This window comes from Arthrobacter sp. AOP36-C1-22 (assembly GCF_052377515.1).
Taxonomy (GTDB): Bacteria; Actinomycetota; Actinomycetes; order Actinomycetales; family Micrococcaceae; genus Arthrobacter_H.
In genome coordinates this window covers 1-21474 of sequence record NZ_JBQSWW010000025.1, presented here as the reverse complement: position 1 = coordinate 21474, position 21474 = coordinate 1, and the positions used below count along the sequence as shown (strand labels likewise).

Genomic DNA, 21474 nt, shown 5'->3' with positions numbered 1-21474 from the left:
CGTGGTGCTGGACGGCGAACGGCCCCGGACCCCTCCATGGGGGTCCGGGGCCGTTCCTCGTCCACGGGAGCGTAGGATGCGCCCCATCGTCGGATCAGTCGCTCAGCCACCGGTGCAGGGCGGCATGGCAGTCACGGATCGCCTGACCGGTGACATGTTCGTCGTCGGAATGGGCCAGCAACGCATCGCCCGGACCGAAATTCACTGCCGGAATCCCCAATTCGGAGAACCGGGCGACGTCCGTCCAGCCGTACTTCGGCTTCGGTTCGGCACCCACGGTGGCCACGAAGGCCGCCGCGGCAGGATGGTTCAGCCCGGGCCTGGCCCCCGGGGCGCCGTCGGTTCGTTCGATGTCGTAGCCCTGGAGAAGCCCGCGGACCAGGGCTTCGGCCTCGGCAATGCCCTTATCGGGGGCGAAACGGTAGTTGATCTCGACTTCGGCGGCATCGGGAATGACATTTCCCGCAATCCCCCCGGTGATCCTCACGGCATTGAGCGATTCACGGAAGGCCAAACCGTCCACATCCACCGTGGCCGGTTCATAGGCCTGCAGCCGCGTCAAGACATCCGACAGATCGTGGATGGCGTTATGCCCCATCCAGGCGCGTGCCGAATGGGCTGCGGTGCCCCGGGTGCGCAGCAGGAAACGCGTGGTGCCGTTGCAGCCGCCTTCCACCGTGCCGTTCGTTGGTTCCAGCAGGATCGCGAAATCGGCGTCGAGCAGCGCCGGCGAATTTCGCAGTAGGCGGCCCAACCCGGATTTTGAGGCTTCGACCTCCTCATGGTCGTAGAAGATGAAGGTGATGTCCCTATTCGGTTCGACCAGTTGCGCGGCGATGGCCAGTTGCACGGCCACCCCGCCCTTCATGTCGGTGGCGCCACGCCCAAACAGGATGTTCCCGTCCCACTGGGCAGGCACCGTTCCGCGGGAACCGGGGGTCGTGGGCAAGGGGACGGTATCCAGGTGGCCCGCCAACACGATCCGCTCGGGGCGGCCCAGATCGGTGCGGGCGACGATGGAGTCCCCGTCGCGGTGGACACTGAGATGGTCCAGGGCGCGCAGGTAGTCCTCCACGGCGTCGGCGATCTGCTTTTCGTTCCCCGAGACGGACTCGATGTCCATCAGCGCCTGCGTCAGCAAGGCGACGTCGGAGGCATCAGGCAAAGGGGTGCGGGAGGTTGCGGGGGCAGGCACGGCGTTATGTTCACTCACGGATCCAGCCTATAGCCTGTCCTCCCGGCTACGATGGGTGGCATGACTTCTACTACGGCCCAGCCCGGTTCTGCCCTGAACGACTCCGCCGCCCCGGTACGCATTGCCTCCGGATCCGGCCTAGCCACCATCGCCTCCGATGGCACGGTCCTTGATGTCTGGTTCCCCGCCCCCGTCCTGACCGCCCTGGAAAAGGCCCCCCGGCTCTCCGGGGAGCTGGCCGCCGTGGCCACCGACGATGCCGAGCGTGGAACCACGCAGGAGGTCGTGGAACTGGAGATCAACCTCGACGTCGCCCCGGCCGATACCGCCGATGTGTGGTTGCGTCTGCACCTGCTCTCCCACCGGCTGGTCGCACCGAACAGCATCAACCTGGACGGGATCTTCGGTTTCCTGGCCAACGTCGTCTGGACGAACTTCGGCCCGTGCCCGGTGGAGGACTTCGAGAGCATCCGGTTGCGGCTGCGTCGCCGCGGGGCGGTCATCGTGCAGGGCGTGGACAAGTTCCCGCGCATGGTGGACTACGTCCTTCCCGCCGGGGTGCGGATCGCCGACGCCGATCGTGTCCGTCTCGGGGCCCACCTGGCCGAGGAGACCACGGTCATGCATGAGGGCTTCGTGAACTTCAACGCCGGAACCCTGGGATCCTCCATGGTCGAGGGCCGCATTTCCGCCTCCGTGGTGGTCGGCAACGGGTCCGACGTCGGCGGCGGGGCCTCCATCATGGGCACCCTCTCCGGTGGCGGCAAGGAGCGCATCACGATCGGTGAGCGCGTGCTGCTCGGCGCCAACTCAGGTGTCGGGATTTCCATCGGCGATGACTGTGTCGTCGAAGCCGGCCTCTACGTCACCGCCGGCACCCGGGTGCTCCTGGATGGCAAGAACGTCAAGGCCCGCGACCTCTCAGGCGTCCCGAACCTGTTGTTCCGTCGCAACTCCACCAGCGGTGCCGTTGAAGTCCTGGCCCGTGAAGGCCAGAGCGTGGAATTGAATTCCGCGCTCCATGCCAACTGACCTTTCGGACAACGTCTTCTCGTTGTCCACCCGGTCACCGGGGCCCCGTCGGGGCCCCGGGCCCCAGCGCCGTCGCCATCGGGGGCTCCGCGCCTTCATGGCCATCGTGTTGGGTGTCGGGGTGGTCTCCGGAGGCGTCTATGCCGCCTCCCGGTTCCTCGATCACCAAGAAACACTGGTCCGGCCGCATTGCACCGCCGCCGTCGGGCCGGACCAGCACCGGCTCGCTCCGGAGCAGGCAAGCAATGCGGCGCTGATCTCCGCCGTGGCCGTCCGGCGCAACATGCCGGCCCGGGCCGCGACCATCGGCATTGCCACCTCGGTCCAGGAATCAAAACTGCGCAATATCGACTACGGGGACCGGGCGGGCCCCGATTCCCGGGGCTTGTTCCAGCAACGTCCTTCGCAGGGCTGGGGCACCGAAAAAGAGATCATGGACCCGCTCTACGCGACCAACCGGTTCTACCAGGAACTGGAGACCTTCGACTACCGCTCCCTGCCCGTGACCGAAGCCGCGCAGAAGGTCCAACGCAGCGCCTTCCCGGAGGCCTACGCCGCTCACGAACCCGAAGGCAGGGCCTACGCCTCGGCGCTGACCGGGCATTCTCCGGCGGCGTTGAACTGCGTCCTGCGCCGCCCCACCGCAGCAGGGGACGTCGCTGCCACGTCGGCGCAGCTCACCGCGGCATTCGGGGACCTGCCGGTCTCCGCCGGAGCCCACCGACTGACCGTTTCGGCGGCCGATGAACGCGGCTGGGCCGTCGCCCAATGGGCGGTCGCCAATGCCGCAGAACACCAGATCGTTTCGGTGAGCAATTCGGGCTTGTTGTGGAACCGCGCCGAGCACCAATGGGTTCCGGGCACCACAGCAAAATCGCAGGTCGTCATCACCTTCGCCGACGCCGCACCGTAGGCCACCCCGCTCCGGATCAGAGCAGGAAGCGGATCACCGGCTCCAGGAAGCTGCGGTACAAATCGGCGTCCCGCGCCAGATCCTGACTGAGGATGACGGTATCGGGGTCCACGAACCAGGCGCGTGGTTCGCTCAACGGCAGCTCCACCAGCTTCAGTTCCATCGGCTTCGGGCGGCGTTCCAGTTCCATCGCCCGGTCGGTGATCATCTGTTCCAACAGGCCGCGGCGCCCGCTGCCATGGTGCTCGGCACTGACCTCGGTGTACTCGATCATCCGCGCACGGCTCCAACTCAGGGCGGCACCGTAATGGGCCTGCAGGAGTCGCTGCAGGGTCGGGGAATCGGCGAAGCCGGGAAATGCCGGTGGGGAGAACAACCCGTCGTCCTCCGGTCCCTGGACCAGGACGCGGCGCCACCAGTCGTGCCATTCCTGCCGCAGCTCCGCAGCCGGAGGGCCACAGACCTCCGCCGCCGCGGTGGCTTTGACCCGGGGTGCCAGCGGGGCGATGTCGGGCGGGCCGGGGTGTTCTATGCCCGCGAGGTCGCGGAAGTACAAGGCCAGCAGCATCTGCCCATGGCTTTGCGCCGAGACGTGCCATCCGTCCCCACGGTACTCATACATGCCGGTCGTCCTTACTCCGTGAACCCCACTTCCAGAATAGGCCCGTGTCCCGGTTCCCGGAAGCGTCCGGATGAAAAGGCGGCCGCTTCCCCATAGGGAAGCGGCCGCTTTCAAGGATTCTGCAGGGCCGGTCTAGAAGCTCGGGTACTGGCGTTCGCCTTCGCCCACGTACAGCTGGCGGGGGCGTCCGATCTTCAGGCCTGGTTCCTGGATCATTTCTCGCCACTGCGCGATCCAGCCGGGGAGCCGACCGATCGCAAACAGCACGGTGAACATCTTCTCCGGGAAGCCCATCGCCTTGTAGATCAGTCCCGTGTAGAAGTCGACGTTCGGGTAGAGCTTGCGCTCGATGAAGTAGTCGTCCTCCAGGGCCCGCTCCTCCAGGCGCATGGCGATGTCCAGCAGCTCGTCGTTGCCTCCGAGCTTGTTCAGGATGTCGTGGGCGGTGGACTTGATGATCTTCGCGCGCGGGTCGTAGTTCTTGTAGACACGGTGTCCGAAGCCCATAAGGCGGACCCCGTCCTCCTTGTTCTTGACCTTCTCCATGTAGTCCTCGGGCTTGATGCCCTCGGCCTGTATGCCGCGCAGCATCTTCAGCACCGCTTCGTTCGCCCCGCCATGGGCCGGGCCGAAGAGAGCGTTGATGCCCGCCGAGATGGAGGCGAACATGTTGGCGTTGGAGGAGCCGACCAGACGGACGGTGGAAGTCGAGCAGTTCTGCTCGTGGTCGGCGTGCAGGATCAGCAGCTGGTCCAGTGCCTTGACCAGATCGGGGTCCAGGTCGTACGGCTCGGCGGCGATGCCGAAGTTCAGCCGCATGAAGTTCTCCACGAGGTTCATGGAGTTGTCCGGGTAGAGCAGCGCCTGGCCGACCGATTTCTTATGCGCGTAGGCGGCGATGACCGGGACCTTGGCCAGCAGGCGGATGGTGGAGAGTTCGACCTGGTCCTCGTCGAAGGGGTCCAATGAATCCTGGTACCAGGTCGACAGCGCCGATACGGCCGAGGAGAGCACCGGCATCGGGTGGGCGTCCCGCGGGAAGCCACCGAAGAAGCCTTTGAGCTCCTCGTGCAGCATGGTGTGCCGGCGGATCTTCTGGTCGAATTCCTCCAGCTCGCTGGTCGAGGGCAGATTCCCGTAGATCAAGAGGTACGACGTCTCAAGGAAGCTGGACTGCTGGGCGAGCTGCTCGATCGGGTAGCCGCGGTAGCGCAGGATTCCTGCATCGCCGTCGATGTAGGTGATGGCGGACTTGGTGGCCGCCGTATTCATGAAACCGGGGTCATAGGTGACATTCCCGGTGTCCTTCAGGAGCTTGGCGACATCGAAACCGTCGTTACCCTCGGAGGAAGCCACCACCGGGAGTTCGAGGTCATGTCCGGCAAACGCCAAGCGAGCGGAATTGTTATCCGTCATGGTTTCTCCTTAACCGGAGTACAAAGTTGTACAAACAAGCAGTAATCAGGTCTCACGGTACCGCTCCGCAGGCACCGGAAACTAATCAGGTGGGGCCTGGACCGCGCCCACCGCGGCGGTGAGTCGGTTTGAGGCAGCGAGGACCCGCTCATCGCTGGCCGTTAGTGCGATCCGCACGTACCCGTGGCCCGCTTCGCCGTAGAACGTTCCCGGCCCGGCGACGATCCCCAGATCCGCCAGCCGGCCGATCGTGATCCAGGTGTCCTCCCCCGCAGTGGCCCACAGGTAGAGTCCGGCCTCGGAGTGGTCGATCCGCAGGCCGAACGCCTCCAGGGCGGGAACCAGGAGTTGCCTGCGGTGGCGGTAGCGTTCCTTCTGCGCAGCCACATGCCCCTCGTCCCCCAGAGCCACCCGCATGGCCTCCTGGACCGGGTACGGAACGATCATTCCGGCGTGCTTTCGGGAGTTGATCAGATGGGGCATGAGCTCGGGGGCCCCGGCGACGAAGGCCGCCCGGTAGCCGGCGAGGTTCGATTGCTTGGACAACGAATACACCGACAGCAACCCGTGGTGGTCACCGCCGCTGACCCGGTCGTCGAGGACCCCCGGGGTGCCGGGTCCGTCCCAGTCGCCCCACCCCAGCTCCGCATAGCATTCGTCGGAGGCCACGACGGCGCCGAGGGCGCGGGCCTGGGCCACCAGTGCGGCCAGGGACTCGACGTCACGCACGATCCCCGTGGGGTTTCCCGGTGAATTCACCCATACGAGCTTCACCCGCGAACGGACCTCGGGGTCCAGGCTTTCGAGGTCGTCGGAGGCGACGGCCTCCGCACCTGCCAACCGGGCGCCGATGTCATAGGTCGGATAGGCCACGGACGGACGGACGACGACGTCGCCTGCTCCCAGCCCCAACAACAACGGCAGCCACGCCACCAGTTCCTTGGAGCCGACCGTGGGCATGATGTTCTCCGGGTCCAGCCCGGTGGTGTTCCGGCGCCTGGCGTACCAATCGGCGATCGCCTGGCGTAGTCCGGCCGTTCCATGGGTGGTCGGATAGCCCGGGGCGTCGGCGGCAGCCGCCAATGCCTGCTGGATCAGCCCGGGGGTGGGATCCACCGGCGTGCCGATGGAGAGGTTCACGACCCCTTCGGGGTGCTGACGCGCCCGCTCCTGGTAGGGGGCCAGCGAGTCCCACGGGTAATCGGGGAGGATCAGCACGGCTTCAGATGCCGGGTTGCGGGGGCAGCGCGGCGATGATCGGGTGGTCGGTGTGCGTGTTGCCGACCTTGGCGGCCCCGCCCGGGGACCCCAGCTCGTCGAAGAATTCGACATTGGCCTTGTAGTATTCGGCCCATTCATCCGGGGTGTCGTCCTCGTAATAAATCGCCTCGACAGGACATACCGGTTCACAGGCGCCACAGTCCACGCACTCATCCGGGTGGATGTAGAGGGAACGTTCCCCCTCGTAGATGCAATCGACGGGACATTCCTCAACGCAGGCTTTGTCCTTCACGTCTACACACGGCTGAGCGATGATGTAGGTCACGGTACCTAGGGCCTTCCTTTGCTGTTCGCCTCGACTCCGCGGGGCGTCCGAGGACGCCACCGGCCTCCAGCTTAGTCCCCTTGGCCCCCCGGACCGAAGGGCCCGCCCGGATTCGCTACTACGATGGGACCATGACCGCCGATTTCTTCGACTCGCTGCCCCCCGGCGAACGCATCGTCATCAGGTACCGGATCGGCGGCCGGATCCCCCCGTCGCACGGGTCCCGGGACGCCCCCGAAGTGCCGGACGGACCGCAACACAGCGATTCGATCGGCCACTTCGTCTCACTGGCGGAGGGTCGGGTGACCGTGCAGACCCGGACCGGACCGGTCACCGTGGACCACAGCGCAATCACCCATGCCAAACGGGTTCCGCCCGCACCACCGCGTCGCGGCGGCACCCGGCGCTAGAGCCCGCCGTCGTGCTCCTCCTCATCAGGCAACTGGCGCATCCGCGGTAGCGGGGAGAGCAGCAGCGGCACGGTGGCCAGGGCGCTGCCAACGACCCCGATCCACAGGGCCGTGGAAATGCCGAGCATTTCACCGAAGAGCCCGGCCAGCAGCGAGGCGACCGGCATGATGCCCCAGACGATGAACCGGATGGACGCGTTCATGCGCCCGAGCAACCGCGGAGGGCAGATCTTCTGGCGCATGCTGACCTGGATGATGTTGTAGACCAGCACGCCGGCGGTCAGGACGAACATCGAGCAGGCCAGGATCGCGAACGACGGGCGCAGACCCCCGGCGAGGATGGACAGCGGGAATCCCGACATGCCCACGGCGGTCAGCAGCGTGCCGACCACGAGCGACGGCCCCTCCCCCACCTTGGCGGCCACCCAGGGCGTCAGGGAGGCCGCCAGGAGCCCGCCGACGGCACCTGCCGAGTAGATCAGGCCGAGCTCGACCGTGTTCAGGCTCAACGTGCGCAGCACCAGGATCGGCAGGAGCGTGAAGATGATGGTGCTGAAGAAGTTCATGATGCCGGTGGTCGCGGCGATCGGACCGATCAGCCGGTGCCCGACCACATAGCCGAGCCCCTCCTTGATTTCGGTAACCAACCGCGCATCGGGCCGGCGTACCGCGGGACGTTCATCGTCGCGGACCCGCCACAGGCATAGTGCCGAGACCAGATACCCGATGGCCTGGCCGACGAAGAGCAGCGGTGCGGTCAACACCGCCAGCAGCGCACCCCCGGCGGCCGGACCGGCCAACCGGGAGATCTGCCCGCTGATCTCCAATTTGGCGTTGGCCTCGGAGATCTGTTCACGATGGACCAAGGCCGGGATATAGGACTGGTAGGAGACGTCGAAGAAGACGTTGGCCACCCCGATGATCGCGGCAATGATCCACAGATGCCAGATATGCAGCAACCCGGGGTACCAGAGCAGCGGGATGGCCAGCATGGCGGCGGCCCGGACCACGTCGGCACGGATCATGATCCGGCGCTTGAAGAACCGGTCGACCCACGCCCCCACGGGGAGACCGACCACCAGGAAGGCTGCGGTGTTCGCCGCGTTCAGGACGCCGACTTCCCACTCCGAGGCCTGCAGCAGCGTGACGGCAAGCACCGGCATGGCCACCGTGCCGAGTTGGGCGCCAAACTGGCTCAGTGTCTGGCCGAGCCAGAACACCAGGAAGTTCCCGTCCCGACGCAAGGGCGTCCGAGGCGGTGGCGAAGGATGGATGTTGGACGGTTCGGCCACCCCACTGGCCTGCTGGTTACCGTCCGGAGCCGAATGAGACTGGGGCCCAGGAGAGGTCATGAAAACCTTGCTATGTGATTTGATGATGTCAATCAGTGCAGTTGTTTATCGTATGCTGAACATATGGCATCAGATGACGAGCTGCAAGCACGGGCGAGGGCATTGAGCTCCCCGATCCGCCTGAGGATCCTGCGTTTATGTCTGCACAAATCCCGGACGAACAAGGAAATAGCCGATCTGCTGGAGATCAATCCGGCGACGTCGTTGCATCATGTGCGGACCTTGATGGGGACCGGATTCCTGGAGTCCGAGGAGCCGCGCCGGGGTAAACGCGGGGCGAAGGAAGTGCCGTATCGCAGCACCCGCATGTCCTGGGGCACGAAGCTGCCCGACGCGGCCCCCGTGCTGCTGGAGACGTTTCTCCAGGAGATCAACGGTCTGGCTCCCGACGAGATCCAGGTGATGCGGGTGGGGCTGAAATTGACCGAGGCGGATCAGCGCGAGCTGCTCTCACGCATCAAGGACGTCATCTCCGACTATGCCTTGCGCCCTTCCGACGACGAGGGCGTGGCGACGTCGCTCTTCGTTGCCCACCATCTGGACCAGACGGCCAACTGATTTCGGCGTCGGCGTCCGGCCCAATACGGCGGAGCCGTCAGCGGCGACGGGTGCGCAGGCCACCGGCGGTGACGAGCAGTGCGACCACGGTGGAGACGACGATCCCGTAGGTCCACAGGGCTGCGGCCAGGGCCGGACCGGGCAACGTGTCGTGGCTGGACCACCCGATCAACAGGTGGTTATGGGTATCCAGGGCGGTCCAGGCGACCAGCCCATAGGTGATCAGCCCACAGAGCCCTGCGACCCAGACCTTCTCGACATACAGTCCGGCCACCGTGGCGAAGCTGCCCGCCAACAGGAGCGCCAATACGGCACCCCATGGCAGGGGCGTATCCCCCAGGTAGTGGATCTGGCCCTGGAGGAGCGTGCCGAAGACAGCGGCCAGCACCCCCGTCACGATGGCGACGAGGGTGCCGGTGATCACCGGGGTGAGCCGGCGGGTCCGTTGATCAGGCGCGGGCACGTGAGCGGGAGGCCTTACCGCGCTCGCTGGAGTTGAGGATGACCTTGCGGATGCGGATGGCTTCCGGGGTGACCTCGACGCACTCGTCTTCGCGGGCGAACTCGAGCGATTCCTCCAACGTGAGGTGACGCGGCGGGGTGAGGTTCTCGAAGGAGTCCGAGGACGCGGCACGCATGTTGGTGAGCTTCTTCTCCTTCGTGATGTTCACCTCCATGTCATCGGCGCGCGAGTTCTCCCCGACGACCATGCCTTCATAAACCTCGGAAGTCGGCTGGACGAAGAACGAGCCACGCTCCTGCAGGTTGATCATGGCGAACGGGGTGACCGTTCCGGAGCGGTCGGCGATCATCGAGCCGTTGTTGCGGTATTCGATGTCACCGGTCCAGGCCTCGTAGCCGTCGGCCATGGAGGAGGCGATGCCGGCACCGCGGGTATCGGTCATGAACCGCGTGCGGAAGCCGATCAGGCCACGGGCGGGGACGGTGAATTCCAGCCGGACCCAGCCGGTTCCGTGGTTGGCCATGTTGATCATGCGCCCCTTGCGGCCTGCCAGCAGCTGGGTCACGTTGCCCAGGTACTCCTCGGGGACGTCGATGGTCATCAGTTCCATCGGCTCGTGGATCTTGCCATCCACGGTGCGGGTGACGACCTGCGGCTTGCCGACGGTCAGCTCGAAGCCTTCGCGGCGCATCTGCTCCACCAGGATGGCCAGGGCGAGTTCGCCACGGCCCTGGACCTCCCAGGAGTCGGGACGCTCGGTCGGCAGGACCTTCAACGAGACGTTGCCGATCAGTTCCTTGTCGAGGCGGTCCTTGACCTGGCGGGCGGTGACCTTGGCCCCCTTGACCTTTCCGGCCAGCGGCGAGGTGTTGATGCCGATGGTCATGGAGATCGCGGGGTCGTCGATGGTGATCAACGGAAGCGGCTTGGGGTTCTCCACGTCGGTGAGCGTCTCACCGATCATGATGTCTTCGATCCCGGCAACTGCGACGATCTCGCCCGGTCCGGCTTCCTCGGCCGCCACGCGGCCCAGGCCCTTGGTGGCCAGCAGTTCGGTGATCTTCACGGTCTTCAGCTGGCCGTCCTGGCGTGCCCAGGCAACATGGTCGCCCTTGCGCAGGGTGCCGTTGAACACGCGCATCAGGGCCAGGCGACCCAGGAACGGCGAGGCGTCCAGGTTGGTGACGTGGGCCTGGAGGACTTCACCGGGGGTGTAGGTCGGGGCCGGGACGTGCTCCATGATGGTGGAGAACAGCGGCTCGAGGTCTTCGCTGTCCGGCAGCGATCCGTCTTCTGGCTGGATCGTCGAGGCACGGCCGGCCTTGCCCGAGGCGTAGACGACGGGCACGTTCAACACCGAGTCCAGGTCCAGATCCGGGACTTCCTCGGCCAGGTCGGAGGCCAGCCCCAACAACAGGTCCATGGAGTCGGAGACCACACCGTCGATCCGCGCGTCGGGACGGTCGGTCTTGTTCACGACCAGGATGACCGGAAGCTTGGCCGTCAGGGCCTTGCGCAGCACGAACCGAGTCTGGGGCAGCGGCCCTTCCGAGGCATCCACGAGCAGGACGACGCCATCGACCATGGACAGTCCGCGCTCGACCTCGCCACCGAAGTCAGCGTGGCCGGGGGTGTCGATGACGTTGATGGTGACGTCATGGCCCTTGGCCGACGGGCCGGAGTAGAACACGGTGGTGTTCTTGGCCAGGATGGTGATGCCCTTCTCGCGCTCGAGTTCGCCGGAGTCCATCACACGATCCGTGGTGTCGCCATGCGAGGAGAAAGCGCCGGTCTGCGACAACATGGCATCGACCATGGTCGTCTTTCCATGGTCGACGTGGGCGACGATGGCGACGTTGCGAAGATCCTCGCGAGTAGCGCTAGTGGTTCCCGGGGAAAGATCTGACATGCGTAAAGGCTCGCTTCAAGTTGATGTTTTTTGGGTCGAAGACGTGGGGCCACGGCTGACCCAAGAGACCAGTCTAGACCTTCATGAAAAGTTGCCGCGACCGAGCGTGTCGCCGAGGCGGCGGACAGGACCGCTTCGGGCCCGAAATCCTTGGACCGGCAGGGTTGCACGTGAGAGGTAAATCACACTCCTGGCGTCCGGTGGCACGGCGTTCCGCGCGCGGGGGCCACCAGCGCCGGCAGGCATCATGATGGCGTTGTCCCGCCCGGGACCGTCCGCCGGCGCAGCCTGCTGCCGGCGGACGTGGACCGCAGGGCCGTACCGGTCGGGTCAGGAGGCCTCGGAGTCGGCCAGCAGACGGGCCCGCAGCTCCCGGCGTTCGCGCTGGGCGTCGGGGTCCGGCACCGGAACCGCTGCCATGAGGCGCTGCGTGTAGCGGTCCTGGGGCCGGCGCAGGACATCGTCGCGGGATCCTTGTTCGACGATCTTCCCGTTGCGCATCACCACGATGTGATCGGCCAGGACGTCGATCACGCCGAGGTCGTGCGTGACGAAGAGGGAGGCGAACCCCATTTCGGCCTGCAGGTCCTGGAACAGTTCCAGGACCTTCGCCTGCACCGACACATCCAGGGCCGAGGTCGGCTCGTCGGCGACCATCAGCTGCGGTTCCAGACACAGGGCCCGGGCAATGCCCACCCGCTGCTTCTGGCCGCCGGAGAGTTCGTGCGGGTACCGGTTGCGGTAGTTCCGCGGTAGTTCCACCTGGTCCAGCAGCGTCTCGATCTTCTTCTGCAGCTCGGCCCCCTTGGCGACCTTGGCCAGGAGCATCGGTTCGCCGATGGACTCACCGATCGGCAGACGCGGGTTCAGTGAACTGGAGGGGTCCTGGAAGACCATGCCGATCTGTCGGCGGATGTGGAAGAGTTCCTTGGAGGTGGGCTTGAGCCCGAAGAGCTCGGCCCCGTTGACCTTCAAGGACCCCTCGGCCACCGGCAGCAACCCCACCGCGGCCCGGCCGATGGTGGTCTTTCCCGAACCGGATTCACCGACCAGACCCACGACCTGGCCCTGGTGGACCGTCAGATTCGCGCCCTCCACGGCGCGGAAGGCCGGTACGCGCCCCTGCTTCGGGTATTCGATGGCAACGTCCTTCAGCTCAAGCACCACGGGGCGGTCCTCGATCTTCGCGGCCCCGTACTGGGCTTCCTTCGCCTCATCCAGGAGCTTGCGTTCACGGATCTGCAAGGATTCATCCTCGGGTGAATCCAGTTCGGTCCCGGAGGCCGCCGCCACCGCGGCATCCACGTCGACTTCCCCGATGGAATCGCCCCCGGTGCCCAGCTTCGGCACGGCCGCCAGCAGGGCCTGGGTGTAGGGGTGTCGTGGGTCGTTGAAGATCTCATGGGTGGTCCCGTGCTCAACGATGCGCCCCTGCCGCATGACGGCGATGCGGTCGGAGAGGTCGGCCACCACGCCCATGTCATGGGTGATCAGCACGATCGCCGAGTTCAACTTATTGCGCAGGTTGCGCATCAGATCCAGGATCTCCGCCTGGACCGTGACATCCAGGGCCGTCGTCGGTTCGTCGGCGATCAGCAGCTTCGGGTCGCAGGAGAGCGACTGGGCGATCATGGCGCGCTGACGCTGACCGCCGGACAACTGGTGCGAGTAGGACTTGAAGGCCTTCATCGGGTCGGGAAGCTCGACGAGTTCGAGCATTTCCAACGCACGCTTCTGGGCCTGCGCGGGGGAAATCGGGTTGTGCAGGCGCAGGGTCTCCATGATCTGGAACCCGATGGTGTAGACCGGGTTCAAGGCGGTCATGGGTTCCTGGAAGATGACCGCGACATCGTTACCCCGGACCTGGCGCATCTTCGGGCTGGACAGCCCGAGCAGTGACTGCCCGTTGAGGGTGACTTCACCACGGATCCTGGCGTTGGTGGGGAGCAGCCCCAGCAGGGCCATCGAACTGGCCGACTTGCCCGATCCAGACTCCCCCACGATGGCCAGCACCTCGCCGGCGTTCACGTGGTAGTTCAGGTCGATGGCAGCGGGGACCCATTCCTTGTCCACACCGAAGTCCACGGAGAGGTGGCTGACCTTCAGGACCGGCTGCTCGCCGCCCTGCGTTGCCTCCCGGGAGGAGGGATTCTGCTGGCTCATCTGGTCCTCATTTCCTTCCGCCGGCGGCCCGCATAGGCCGGCGGCCGGGGTGTTGTGTGGCGCCGATTACATGGCGGCCGATAATCCTGAAACTATGTGGGTTATGACTTCTGCTTATAGCACTAACCGGGACTTCACCTTCAGGCCCCGTGGGCCCCGTTTCCTGGCGATGGCCCTCATGGTGTTGGCCGTCGCAGCCGCCGTCGCGATCCTGTGGACGGGAAGCTGGTATTCGGCACCGGCCATCCTGCCCGTTCTTGTGGTCGGGTATGCCGCGTGGGTCGTCTTCTGGCTGCCCCGGGTGGAAGTCAACGACGCCGGTGTCACCTTGATCAATCCGTTGCAGACCCTTCGGGTCCCGTGGTCGACGATCATCCTGGTGGACACCAAATACGCCTTGTCCCTGGTGACGCCCAAGGGGCGCTTCACCGCGTGGGCCGCTCCTGCTCCGAGCGTCATCTCGGCACTGCGCGACTCGCGCCGTTCGGCCAGATCGGAGTCCCGCGACCAATCCGGCACCAGCTATGTGAGCATCCGTCCGGGCGATCAACGCTCCAGCGACTCCGGCGTGGTCGCCGACATCGTCAGACGACGGTTGGCACGCATGGCCGAAGACGGGGATCTGGATCTCGAGTCCACGGAGTCCCTGAAGACCCGGCGAAGCATCCATTGGATCCATCTCACTGTCCTCCTGATCCTGATCGTCCTGAGCCTGACCTTGCCTGCCGTGCTGTCCTGACACCGTGCCGGAACCTGTGCTCCCGGCACGGCCCCGGCTAGGCCCCGTGGGCCGGACCATCATCATCGGGGTCGGAGGACCCGTGACGTCCTGAGTCCTCACCTCCCTCGGTCCTTTGGGCGATGGCGGCAGCCGACGCGGAGTCATTCACTGCCGACCCATGGACTCCACGGTCCTTGGCCTTCTTGGCCTTGAACTTGCGCTGGCGTGGATCGAAGGCGTCACGCAGCCCGTCGCCGATGAAGTTGATCGACAGGCAGATGACCACGATGAACAAGCCGGGGAACCAGAACAGCCACGGGCGGGTGCTGAAGGCCTCCTGGTTGTCCGAAATCAGCGAACCGAGCGAGACATCAGGGGCCTTCACGCCCAATCCCAGGTAGGACAACGCCGTCTCCAGCAGGATCGCTGCGGCCATCAGCAAGGTGACGTTCACGATGATGACGCCCACCGCGTTGGGCAGGATGTGCTTGAACATGATGCGCGTGTTGGAGGCACCGGCAATATGGGCGGCATCGACGAACTCGCGCTCACGCAGGGTCAGGAACTCACCGCGGACCAGACGGGAGAGCCCCGTCCAGATGATGACCCCGATGAAGAGCCCCAAGGCGACGGTGGCCATGTTGCCGCTGACGGCGGAGCCGGAGATGCGTCCGAGGACGGCAGCCAGGATCAGCAGCGGAACGATGATGATGATGTCCACGATGCGCATCAGCACCGCTTCGATCCATCCACGGAAGTACCCGGACAGTGCGCCCACGACCACCCCGATGAAGCCACCTACCGAACCGATGACGAACATGATCACGATCGACTGCTGGGTTCCTCGCATGGTCATGGCGAAGTAGTCCCGCCCGATCCGGTCTTGTCCGAAGGGGTGGTCACCCCAATTGAACAAATTAACGAAGGTCGGTCGTCCGCCGTTGATCTGGGTGCTGAATTGCTCGTAGCTGTAATGCCACCAGCCGGGGATCCCGATGAAGCCGATGGAGGAGAAGGCCATCACGAAGATCAGCGCGAAGACGACGATCGATATCAGGGCCGGCGTGTTTCCCATGAACCGCTTGCGGACGATGGCGTTCTGGGACAGGCCTTGGACTTCTTCGGGGACTGCAGCCGCCTCGAGGTCCTCGGGCAGCTGCCCGGACGGGGTTTCTGGATTCGGCCTGCTCATGCTTTTACCCTTACGCGCGGATCGAGTACGGAATAGGCCAGGTCGGCAATCAGGTTGAAGACCAGGGCCAGGATGCCGGTCACGAGGAAGACGCCCATGACCGGGTTCGGGTCGGGTACCGGCAACAGCGAGTCCACGAAGAGGTTGCCCATGCCGGTGAAGGCAAAGACCCGTTCGGTGATCACCGCCCCACCGATCAACCCACCGATGTCGAAGGCCACCAGCGTGGCCAGGGGGATCAGGGCATTGCGGAACGCGTGGCGCATGACCACCGTCCGCTCGGGAAGGCCCTTGGCGCGGGCGGTACGGATGTAGTCCATCTGCATGATCTCGAGCATCGAGGCTCGGGAGTATCGCGAGTAGCTGGCCAGCGACACGAGCAGCAGCGCCACGGTCGGCAGCAGGAGGTGGGTGAAGAGGTCGATGTTCTGGATCCACCAGTTGCCCTCGAGGTTCGGAGTCGAGGATCCGATCGTGGCAATGGGGCGTCCACGGACCCGACCATTGGAGAAGTAATTCGGCCACTCCACCATGAAGCGGTCCAACATCACCAGGCCTCCCACGAAGAAGGCACTCAAGGCCGCTGCCCGCATGGACTGGCCCCGGTCGAATCCGCCCATGAACCATCCGACGATGCAACCGACCGCCAGGGTCGCCACGAACAGCCCGAGGATTCCCCATCCGGAGATGCCGGAGAGGACCGGGTTCAGTGCGTAATAGGCGATCAGACCGGCCGGGACCATGAGAAGGGAGGAGTACAACGCCTTGCGGTTCTTCACTCCTGCAGTCAGTTGGGTGGCCAGATAGGCGATGCCCACGCCGAAGAGGGCGATCAGAATCGGGCCCAGACCTGGGGTGCTGAACCATCCGGTCACCGACAGGGCATACATCAGCCCTGCAGTGGCGGCGGCGCCGATCAGGAAACCGATGATCCGTTTCAGGTAGCTTCCACCCATGAACAGGACGACGACGATGCCCAGACAGATCGCGGTGATGAGGATCGATGTCGGACTGAAGACGGGGTCCCTGAGGAAATCGTTGAAGCCGATGGCCCCGAATTCCTTCAGCAGTACGGCGATCCAGAAGATCGGCAGTGAGAAGAACAAGAAGGCCATGAAGGTCACCGAGTAATCCAGCGTGCTGTACTGACGCAGGGCGGTGATGATGCCCAGACCGATGCCGATGACAATGGCCAGGATCGTCGCGGCGGTGATGAGCAGGATCGTTTGGCCCGCCGCGCGCCCGAGCGCATCCACCACGGGTTCACCGTTCATTTTCTGACCCAGATCACATTTGCCGACCAGCGGGACCACACATTGGGCGGCGCCCCCGAGCCACTTGAAGTAGCGCAACGGGGCGGGGGTGCCCAGGTCCAGCAGGGCCACCCTTTGCGCGATCAGCTGGTCCTTATTCGGCGCGTTGCTCTGTCGCAGTTCATCCAAGGGGTCGCCCGCCGCGGCCGTGAGCTGGTACACGACGAATGAGGCGCCCAGGAGGATGAGCACGGCAGTGACGAGCCGTCGGATGATGTAGGTCACCATGAAATATAGCCTCTTGGTAGAAGATACCGGGGATCACCCGGCAGTACTTTTGCAGAAGTGTAGTTCACCTCACAGCACTCGGGAAGGAGGGAAATCCCAATCACTTCCCGTGGCCCGGTCAAGGAACTACGGGGCGGACCTGGCGTCCGACCAATCGGTGGAATCCCTTCCACCTGCATCTGTAGCGGCACACTGAGACGCCGGGACCGTGAATCATGGTCCCGGCGCCTCAGTGGCACTTATATCCGGTTACCCGACGTAGCTACTTCTTCAGGTTCCAATCCCAGAAGTTCCACCAGACACCGGTCTGGTTGGACATGTACTCCACGCCCTCGACTCCCGAGTCGTAGGCGTCAACGCCGACCGACTGGAAGAGCGGCAGCCCGTATCCGGAGTCCCAGATCAACTTGTCGATCTGGATCTGCAGGTCGGTCTGTTTCTTCTCATCCGTGGTGACGATGAGCTCATCCATCAGTTCATCGGCCTTCTTATCGGAGAACTTATTGAAGTTCGACGAGGAGCCCGTGCCGAAGATCTGCGGGACACCGGTCACGCCGACGCCCGAGGAGATCCAGCCGAAGATGGTGGCGTCATAGGTGCCGCCTCCCAGCGCGCTGCCCCATTCCGAGGCCCCCAGACCGCCATCGACGACCTTGAAGCCTGCCTTCTTCGCCGATGCAGCGATCAGCGAGTAGGCATCCGCACGGTTCGGGTTGTCCTTGCTGTACATGATGCGGACCTTCGGCTTCTTGCCGTCGAGCAGTTCCTTGGCCTTCTCGATGTCGGCCTTCTGGTAATCGGCTGAACCATTGTTCTTCGCCGACTCCTCGTAGCCGTCGTTATCGGGGACGAAGAGCTGCGAATCCAGCGGCTTTGCATCCGGGTTCAGCTTCTTGATGATCGTATCCACGATCTGCTGGCGCGGGATCGTGTGCATGAAGGCCTTGCGGACATCCTTGTCCTTGAAGACGCCGTTGTAGTTCAGGTCGATGTGGTCGTAGGAGAGCTGGTCCCCCGTCTCCACAACCACCTGATCCCCCAGGGCTTCCAGCGACTCCAACGTGTCGGCGGAGGCCTGCGGGGCGATGATGTCGACTTCCTGGTTCTTCAGCGCCTGGACCTGGGCCGGCGATTCACTGATGTATCGCACGACGATCGAGTCGACCTTCGGCTCCGGTCCCCAGTCGTAGTCCTCGTTGCGCACCAGGGTCATGGACTGGTCCGGGACGATCTTGTCCACGATGAAGGGGCCGGACGAGAGGTAGAGCGACTCATCGTCGGGCAGCGACTTGGTGTCGAAGCCCGTATTCCAGAAGTCGGCGGCCTTCTTCAGCTTCTTATTCGGCTTCTTCGAAGGATTTTCCGGATCTCCCTTGTCTGCGGTCTTGAACAGTTCGGTGAGTTCGTCGACAGTCATGCCCGCCTTGTCGGCGACGACATGTGCCGGCCCCATCATCCCGAAGCTGGTTTCCCAATCGGCGAAGGGCTTGGAGTACTTCAGCGTGATCGAGCGGTTGTCATCGCCGATCTCCGGGACGTCGGTCAGTGCCAGCCCGGAGGTGTCACCGGCATAGTCGAAGTAGTTGGTTCCGGCGGTGACTTCGCCCTCGTCGTCGGTCTTCGCGTCGTTGAAGTGCCCCGACGAGATGGCCCAGGCCATCATCATGTCGTCGGCATTCACCGGCTCGCCATCCGACCACTTGACACCCTCGTTGATGGTGTACTTCACGGTCAGCGGATCCTCGGACTCGACCTCGTACTTGCCGAACTTCTCGTTCTTCTGCACCTTCAGGTCATTGTCGATGTAGTTGAAGTCCGACTGGGTGGTGTAGGCAATCTTGGAGTTGATATCCACGTTGCCCTTCGCCGTGTTGTCGTTGAACGAGCTGAAGGCGTTCACTTCGACGACACGGATCTCTCCGCCGTTGCCCTCTCCTTCGTCGGCCCCGGACGATGAGTCGTTGGTGCCCGTGCTGGCCGCGCATGCGCTCAGTGCCAGGGCGGCGGTCGCGCCAATCGCGACTGCCTTGGAAATACGTGTGAAACGCATTCCGCCTCCTTGTGTTTGGTGTGTTCTCCAGCCGAGCGATCCACTTGACTGCGACAGACCACGAGGAGTGGCCTGTCTCACATAGAGAAACCATAGACTGCGGAGGGGCCCCTTGGATATAAAAATCTCGCTTCAGATTCCGTTGTTATGGAGTCGCAACTTTGCGAGATGGTGGTCACATTCGCCCGGCGGCTCCCCTCGGCATCGATCCTTACGCGAGAACTCAAGGATCTGCTTCAGATTGGGGATTGTCAACTACTCGTCCGCGCCATCAAGCGGATCTTCGAAGATTTTGTAAAAATTCCCAATCAATGACGGCGTGTCTCGCCATGCATTTGAGGCGATACGCGTTCCCGAGCCACCGAACCCGGCATCAAAGAGGGCGGATTTAATCTTTGCACCGCCGGCCATGCAGTGATACAGCCTCCCGGGGGCCGGAAGCGCGCTCCGTTCGAGTTCGCCTCCCCGGACCCGACCCCGGGCACGGCACTGACCGCCGTGGCCCGTGCAGCCCTTGCGGTGATCCACCACGGGAATCGATGTGATCTAGCAGTTGGACTACTGCGCTCTCCCCCGCCTTGGTTGGCCCAAACACAGCTGCTGGGCGAACAGGCCGGCGCCACGTCCCCCAGTGCCGCAGATCCGACCGTCATCCCCAATGGTGCAACGACTGCAAACGTGAAGCCAGTCAGGACTTATACAAAAAACTAGAATGAACCCACTTTCTCTAAAGATGATTCATTATTTGACTACGTTCTAACATCCTTTGTTATTGGTAGTTATATCGTGCATCAAACTTCTTGAGGTAACAAGGGCCCGCGTCTATATTCTGGGCACTCGCTTCATTCTGCGGCGCCCCCGGACCAGCCCTACGTGCTTCATCGCCGTCGCCAGGCGTGGAAATGTACCCACGCCAACAGCCGCGTGCTTGCTACGCGGCACGGACCCCTTGTCAACGGTAAGGTGTCGGGCGCACGCCGAACTGCCGGAACCAGTTGGGGTCCGAAACTGCCAGCCGAAGAAGAACGTTGGTGTTCAACCGATCTGTTCGTGACAGGTCAAGGCTCCCTACGGGTACGCCAGGGTGAATGAGGAAGCCAACGTGGAATCTCCTGGTTCCAACCCGCTACGGACGTGTGCCGAATCTCCCTGGTCAGCATCAGCCGGGCCGCATTCATACTCGAGCGATAGTGGGTGACGCACCACTTCCTACCGCGCCTTCTCCACGTCCAGCCGTGCTGGCCATGGAACCGCACACTTGGAAGTGCATGAGCCAGGTTTCAAGGTCCGCAGCAAATTTCATGCATAGACCGCGGCCGGTCAGTCGGCGATATGCAGGACGAGTTTTCCGCGCGCGGCCCCCTGCTGGGAGGCACTGAAGGCGGTCGCCAGCGCTTCGAGTCCATAGACTGTATCGATGACCACCTCGAGTGACCCTGCTGCCACCTGGTCCAGCAGGTCACCCAGACGGGACCCGTCGGGCCGGACCCACAGCCAGCGACCCCCATGCTCGATCACCCCGGGATCGGCGATGGAAACATGACGGCCTCCGTCCTTGAGCACCGTCAGCGTTGTGTCCAGGACCCCTCCCGCGTAGTCGGCCACCTTGTCGAAACCATCCGGGGCAATATCGCGCAGCCTCTCCCCCAGCCCGTCCCCGTGGGCCACCGGGGTGACCCCCAGAGCGGTTAGCTTCTCATGGTTGGCCACGGAGGCCGTGCCGACGACTTCAGCTCCCGTGGCGATGGCCAGTTGCGCTGCCAGGAAGCCGACTCCTCCGGAGGCGGCGTGGAGCAACAGTCGCTCCCCGGGGAGAACATCAAGTGCTTCGAGACTGCGCTGGGCGGTCAGCCCGGTCAGGGGTAGGGCCGCCGCGGTTTCTTGTGTCACTCCCTCGGGAACCGCCGCAACGTCCACGGCGAAGACCGTCACGTATTCAGCGAACGTCCCGCCGGAAACCACCTGCTTACGCGCATAGGCGGCGACCCGGTCGCCACTGGCAAATTCCGGGACGTCTGGCCCAACGGCGTCGACCACTCCGGCCACGTCCCACCCGGGGATGACGGGGAAATGTGCATCCATGAGCCCGTCAAGGCCTCCGGACATGATCTTCCAATCAACCGGATTGACCGAGGCATGGGTGACGCGGATACGCACCTCGCCCGGGCCGACCTTGGGCACCGGCAGCTCGGTGAGCTCCAAGACGTCGTTGCTTCCGTACTTGCTGTAGGTCATTGCTCGCATACCGCCCCCAACGCCGAGAAGGACCCGTGTATTCCAGCGGAGCCTCCCGCCTGCCGGGCTCTGGGCCCAGGCCAGCCTCTCCATCGGCCGTTGTGGGCGGCGTGGTGGTGCCCGTCATCGTGACCTCGTCTGGGTTTCCTCTGCGCT

The 21474-nt window shown here is 64.3% G+C and carries 19 protein-coding genes; 5 read left to right on the top strand and 14 right to left on the bottom strand.

The window, feature by feature from the left end; translation table 11 throughout:
- Positions 1-94 precede the first annotated feature (94 nt).
- Positions 95-1213 (bottom strand): succinyl-diaminopimelate desuccinylase, encoded by a 1119-nt coding sequence (gene dapE / locus ACT3S6_RS12850; protein ID WP_444555284.1) that lies wholly within the window; start codon positions 1211-1213, stop codon positions 95-97.
- Positions 1214-1255: 42 nt separating this feature from the next.
- Here dapE and dapD point away from each other — a divergent pair, with 42 nt between their 5' ends.
- Together dapD and ACT3S6_RS12840 are read left to right on the top strand one after the other, a co-directional pair.
- Positions 1256-2227 carry a 2,3,4,5-tetrahydropyridine-2,6-dicarboxylate N-succinyltransferase gene (gene dapD, locus ACT3S6_RS12845; protein ID WP_444555283.1) on the top strand — a complete coding sequence of 324 codons (972 nt, stop codon included), beginning with the start codon at positions 1256-1258 and terminating at the stop codon, positions 2225-2227.
- Positions 2228-2324: 97 nt separating this feature from the next.
- A complete protein-coding gene (locus tag ACT3S6_RS12840) occupies positions 2325-3140 on the top strand; it encodes a hypothetical protein (RefSeq protein ID WP_444555313.1) in 816 nt (271 codons plus the stop codon).
- A 16-nt stretch (positions 3141-3156) separates the two neighbouring features.
- Here ACT3S6_RS12840 and ACT3S6_RS12835 read toward each other — a convergent pair whose 3' ends face one another.
- The 4 genes from ACT3S6_RS12835 to fdxA form a co-directional block, all read right to left on the bottom strand.
- Positions 3157-3762 carry a hypothetical protein gene (locus tag ACT3S6_RS12835; RefSeq protein ID WP_444555282.1) on the bottom strand — a complete coding sequence of 202 codons (606 nt, stop codon included), beginning with the start codon at positions 3760-3762 and terminating at the stop codon, positions 3157-3159.
- Between the two features lie 132 nt (positions 3763-3894).
- On the bottom strand, positions 3895-5178 hold the full coding sequence (locus tag ACT3S6_RS12830; protein ID WP_444555281.1) for a citrate synthase: 1284 nt from the start codon (positions 5176-5178) through the stop codon (positions 3895-3897).
- An 81-nt stretch (positions 5179-5259) separates the two neighbouring features.
- Positions 5260-6396 carry a succinyldiaminopimelate transaminase gene (dapC, locus tag ACT3S6_RS12825; protein WP_444555280.1) on the bottom strand — a complete coding sequence of 379 codons (1137 nt, stop codon included), beginning with the start codon at positions 6394-6396 and terminating at the stop codon, positions 5260-5262.
- A gap of 4 nt (positions 6397-6400) precedes the next feature.
- Positions 6401-6724, bottom strand: coding sequence for a ferredoxin (fdxA, locus tag ACT3S6_RS12820; RefSeq protein WP_444555279.1), 324 nt, complete (start codon positions 6722-6724; stop codon positions 6401-6403).
- A gap of 131 nt (positions 6725-6855) precedes the next feature.
- On the opposite strand from fdxA, the gene ACT3S6_RS12815 reads away from it, so the two are divergent.
- Positions 6856-7134, top strand: a complete 279-nt coding sequence (locus ACT3S6_RS12815) for a hypothetical protein (protein ID WP_444555278.1) — start codon at positions 6856-6858, stop codon at positions 7132-7134.
- Here ACT3S6_RS12815 and ACT3S6_RS12810 read toward each other — a convergent pair.
- Positions 7131-8486, bottom strand: coding sequence for an MFS transporter (locus tag ACT3S6_RS12810; RefSeq protein WP_444555277.1), 1356 nt, complete (start codon positions 8484-8486; stop codon positions 7131-7133). The two genes, ACT3S6_RS12815 and ACT3S6_RS12810, sit on opposite strands and share 4 nt — an antisense overlap.
- 63 nt (positions 8487-8549) lie before the next feature.
- On the opposite strand from ACT3S6_RS12810, the gene ACT3S6_RS12805 reads away from it, so the two are divergent.
- Positions 8550-9044, top strand: a complete 495-nt coding sequence (locus ACT3S6_RS12805) for an ArsR/SmtB family transcription factor (RefSeq protein ID WP_444555276.1) — start codon at positions 8550-8552, stop codon at positions 9042-9044.
- Positions 9045-9081: 37 nt separating this feature from the next.
- Here the strand turns inward: ACT3S6_RS12805 and ACT3S6_RS12800 are convergent, their stop codons facing one another.
- From ACT3S6_RS12800 to ACT3S6_RS12790, 3 genes are all read right to left on the bottom strand, one after another.
- Positions 9082-9507: a hypothetical protein gene (locus ACT3S6_RS12800; RefSeq protein ID WP_444555275.1), complete on the bottom strand. Its 426-nt coding sequence runs from the start codon at positions 9505-9507 to the stop codon at positions 9082-9084.
- A complete protein-coding gene (gene typA, locus ACT3S6_RS12795) occupies positions 9494-11416 on the bottom strand; it encodes a translational GTPase TypA (RefSeq protein ID WP_444555274.1) in 1923 nt (640 codons plus the stop codon). The genes ACT3S6_RS12800 and typA overlap by 14 nt, the downstream gene beginning before the upstream one ends.
- Positions 11417-11746: 330 nt before the next feature.
- Positions 11747-13579 (bottom strand): ABC transporter ATP-binding protein, encoded by a 1833-nt coding sequence (locus ACT3S6_RS12790; RefSeq protein WP_444555273.1) that lies wholly within the window; start codon positions 13577-13579, stop codon positions 11747-11749.
- Positions 13580-13682: 103 nt separating this feature from the next.
- Here ACT3S6_RS12790 and ACT3S6_RS12785 point away from each other — a divergent pair, with 103 nt between their 5' ends.
- The gene (locus ACT3S6_RS12785) at positions 13683-14318 is read left to right on the top strand and encodes a PH domain-containing protein (protein ID WP_444555272.1); all 636 of its coding nucleotides are present in this window, start codon (positions 13683-13685) and stop codon (positions 14316-14318) included.
- 37 nt (positions 14319-14355) lie between these two features.
- Here ACT3S6_RS12785 and ACT3S6_RS12780 read toward each other — a convergent pair whose 3' ends face one another.
- The 5 genes from ACT3S6_RS12780 to ACT3S6_RS12760 form a co-directional block, all read right to left on the bottom strand.
- Entirely contained in the window at positions 14356-15492 is a 1137-nt protein-coding gene (locus ACT3S6_RS12780; RefSeq protein WP_444555271.1) for an ABC transporter permease, read from the bottom strand.
- Positions 15489-17033, bottom strand: a complete 1545-nt coding sequence (locus ACT3S6_RS12775) for an ABC transporter permease subunit (protein WP_444555270.1) — start codon at positions 17031-17033, stop codon at positions 15489-15491. Before ACT3S6_RS12775 ends, ACT3S6_RS12780 begins: the two co-directional genes overlap by 4 nt.
- Positions 17034-17295: 262 nt before the next feature.
- Complete coding sequence (locus ACT3S6_RS12770) at positions 17296-19083, bottom strand: ABC transporter family substrate-binding protein (RefSeq protein WP_444555269.1); 1788 nt, start codon at positions 19081-19083, stop codon at positions 17296-17298.
- A 255-nt stretch (positions 19084-19338) separates the two neighbouring features.
- Positions 19339-19494, bottom strand: coding sequence for a hypothetical protein (locus ACT3S6_RS12765; RefSeq protein WP_444555268.1), 156 nt, complete (start codon positions 19492-19494; stop codon positions 19339-19341).
- 909 nt (positions 19495-20403) lie between these two features.
- The gene (locus ACT3S6_RS12760) at positions 20404-21318 is read right to left on the bottom strand and encodes an NADP-dependent oxidoreductase (protein ID WP_444555267.1); all 915 of its coding nucleotides are present in this window, start codon (positions 21316-21318) and stop codon (positions 20404-20406) included.
- Positions 21319-21474: the final 156 nt, after the last annotated feature.

Bases quoted from the DNA above. Each gene is read 5' to 3' on its own strand.
- ACT3S6_RS12815 (WP_444555278.1), top strand. From the start codon at position 6,856: ATGACCGCCGATTTCTTCGACTCGCTGCCCCCCGGCGAACGCATCGTC.
- dapD (WP_444555283.1), top strand. From the start codon at position 1,256: ATGACTTCTACTACGGCCCAGCCCGGTTCTGCCCTGAACGACTCCGCC.
- ACT3S6_RS12770 (WP_444555269.1), bottom strand. From the start codon at position 19,083: ATGCGTTTCACACGTATTTCCAAGGCAGTCGCGATTGGCGCGACCGCC.
- ACT3S6_RS12830 (WP_444555281.1), bottom strand. From the start codon at position 5,178: ATGACGGATAACAATTCCGCTCGCTTGGCGTTTGCCGGACATGACCTC.
- ACT3S6_RS12840 (WP_444555313.1), top strand. From the start codon at position 2,325: ATGGCCATCGTGTTGGGTGTCGGGGTGGTCTCCGGAGGCGTCTATGCC.
- ACT3S6_RS12775 (WP_444555270.1), bottom strand. From the start codon at position 17,033: ATGGTGACCTACATCATCCGACGGCTCGTCACTGCCGTGCTCATCCTC.
- ACT3S6_RS12760 (WP_444555267.1), bottom strand. From the start codon at position 21,318: ATGACCTACAGCAAGTACGGAAGCAACGACGTCTTGGAGCTCACCGAG.
- ACT3S6_RS12785 (WP_444555272.1), top strand. From the start codon at position 13,683: ATGACTTCTGCTTATAGCACTAACCGGGACTTCACCTTCAGGCCCCGT.
- ACT3S6_RS12765 (WP_444555268.1), bottom strand. From the start codon at position 19,494: ATGGCCGGCGGTGCAAAGATTAAATCCGCCCTCTTTGATGCCGGGTTC.
- ACT3S6_RS12835 (WP_444555282.1), bottom strand. From the start codon at position 3,762: ATGTATGAGTACCGTGGGGACGGATGGCACGTCTCGGCGCAAAGCCAT.
- ACT3S6_RS12805 (WP_444555276.1), top strand. From the start codon at position 8,550: ATGGCATCAGATGACGAGCTGCAAGCACGGGCGAGGGCATTGAGCTCC.
- ACT3S6_RS12790 (WP_444555273.1), bottom strand. From the start codon at position 13,579: ATGAGCCAGCAGAATCCCTCCTCCCGGGAGGCAACGCAGGGCGGCGAG.
- ACT3S6_RS12780 (WP_444555271.1), bottom strand. From the start codon at position 15,492: ATGAGCAGGCCGAATCCAGAAACCCCGTCCGGGCAGCTGCCCGAGGAC.
- typA (WP_444555274.1), bottom strand. From the start codon at position 11,416: ATGTCAGATCTTTCCCCGGGAACCACTAGCGCTACTCGCGAGGATCTT.
- ACT3S6_RS12810 (WP_444555277.1), bottom strand. From the start codon at position 8,486: ATGACCTCTCCTGGGCCCCAGTCTCATTCGGCTCCGGACGGTAACCAG.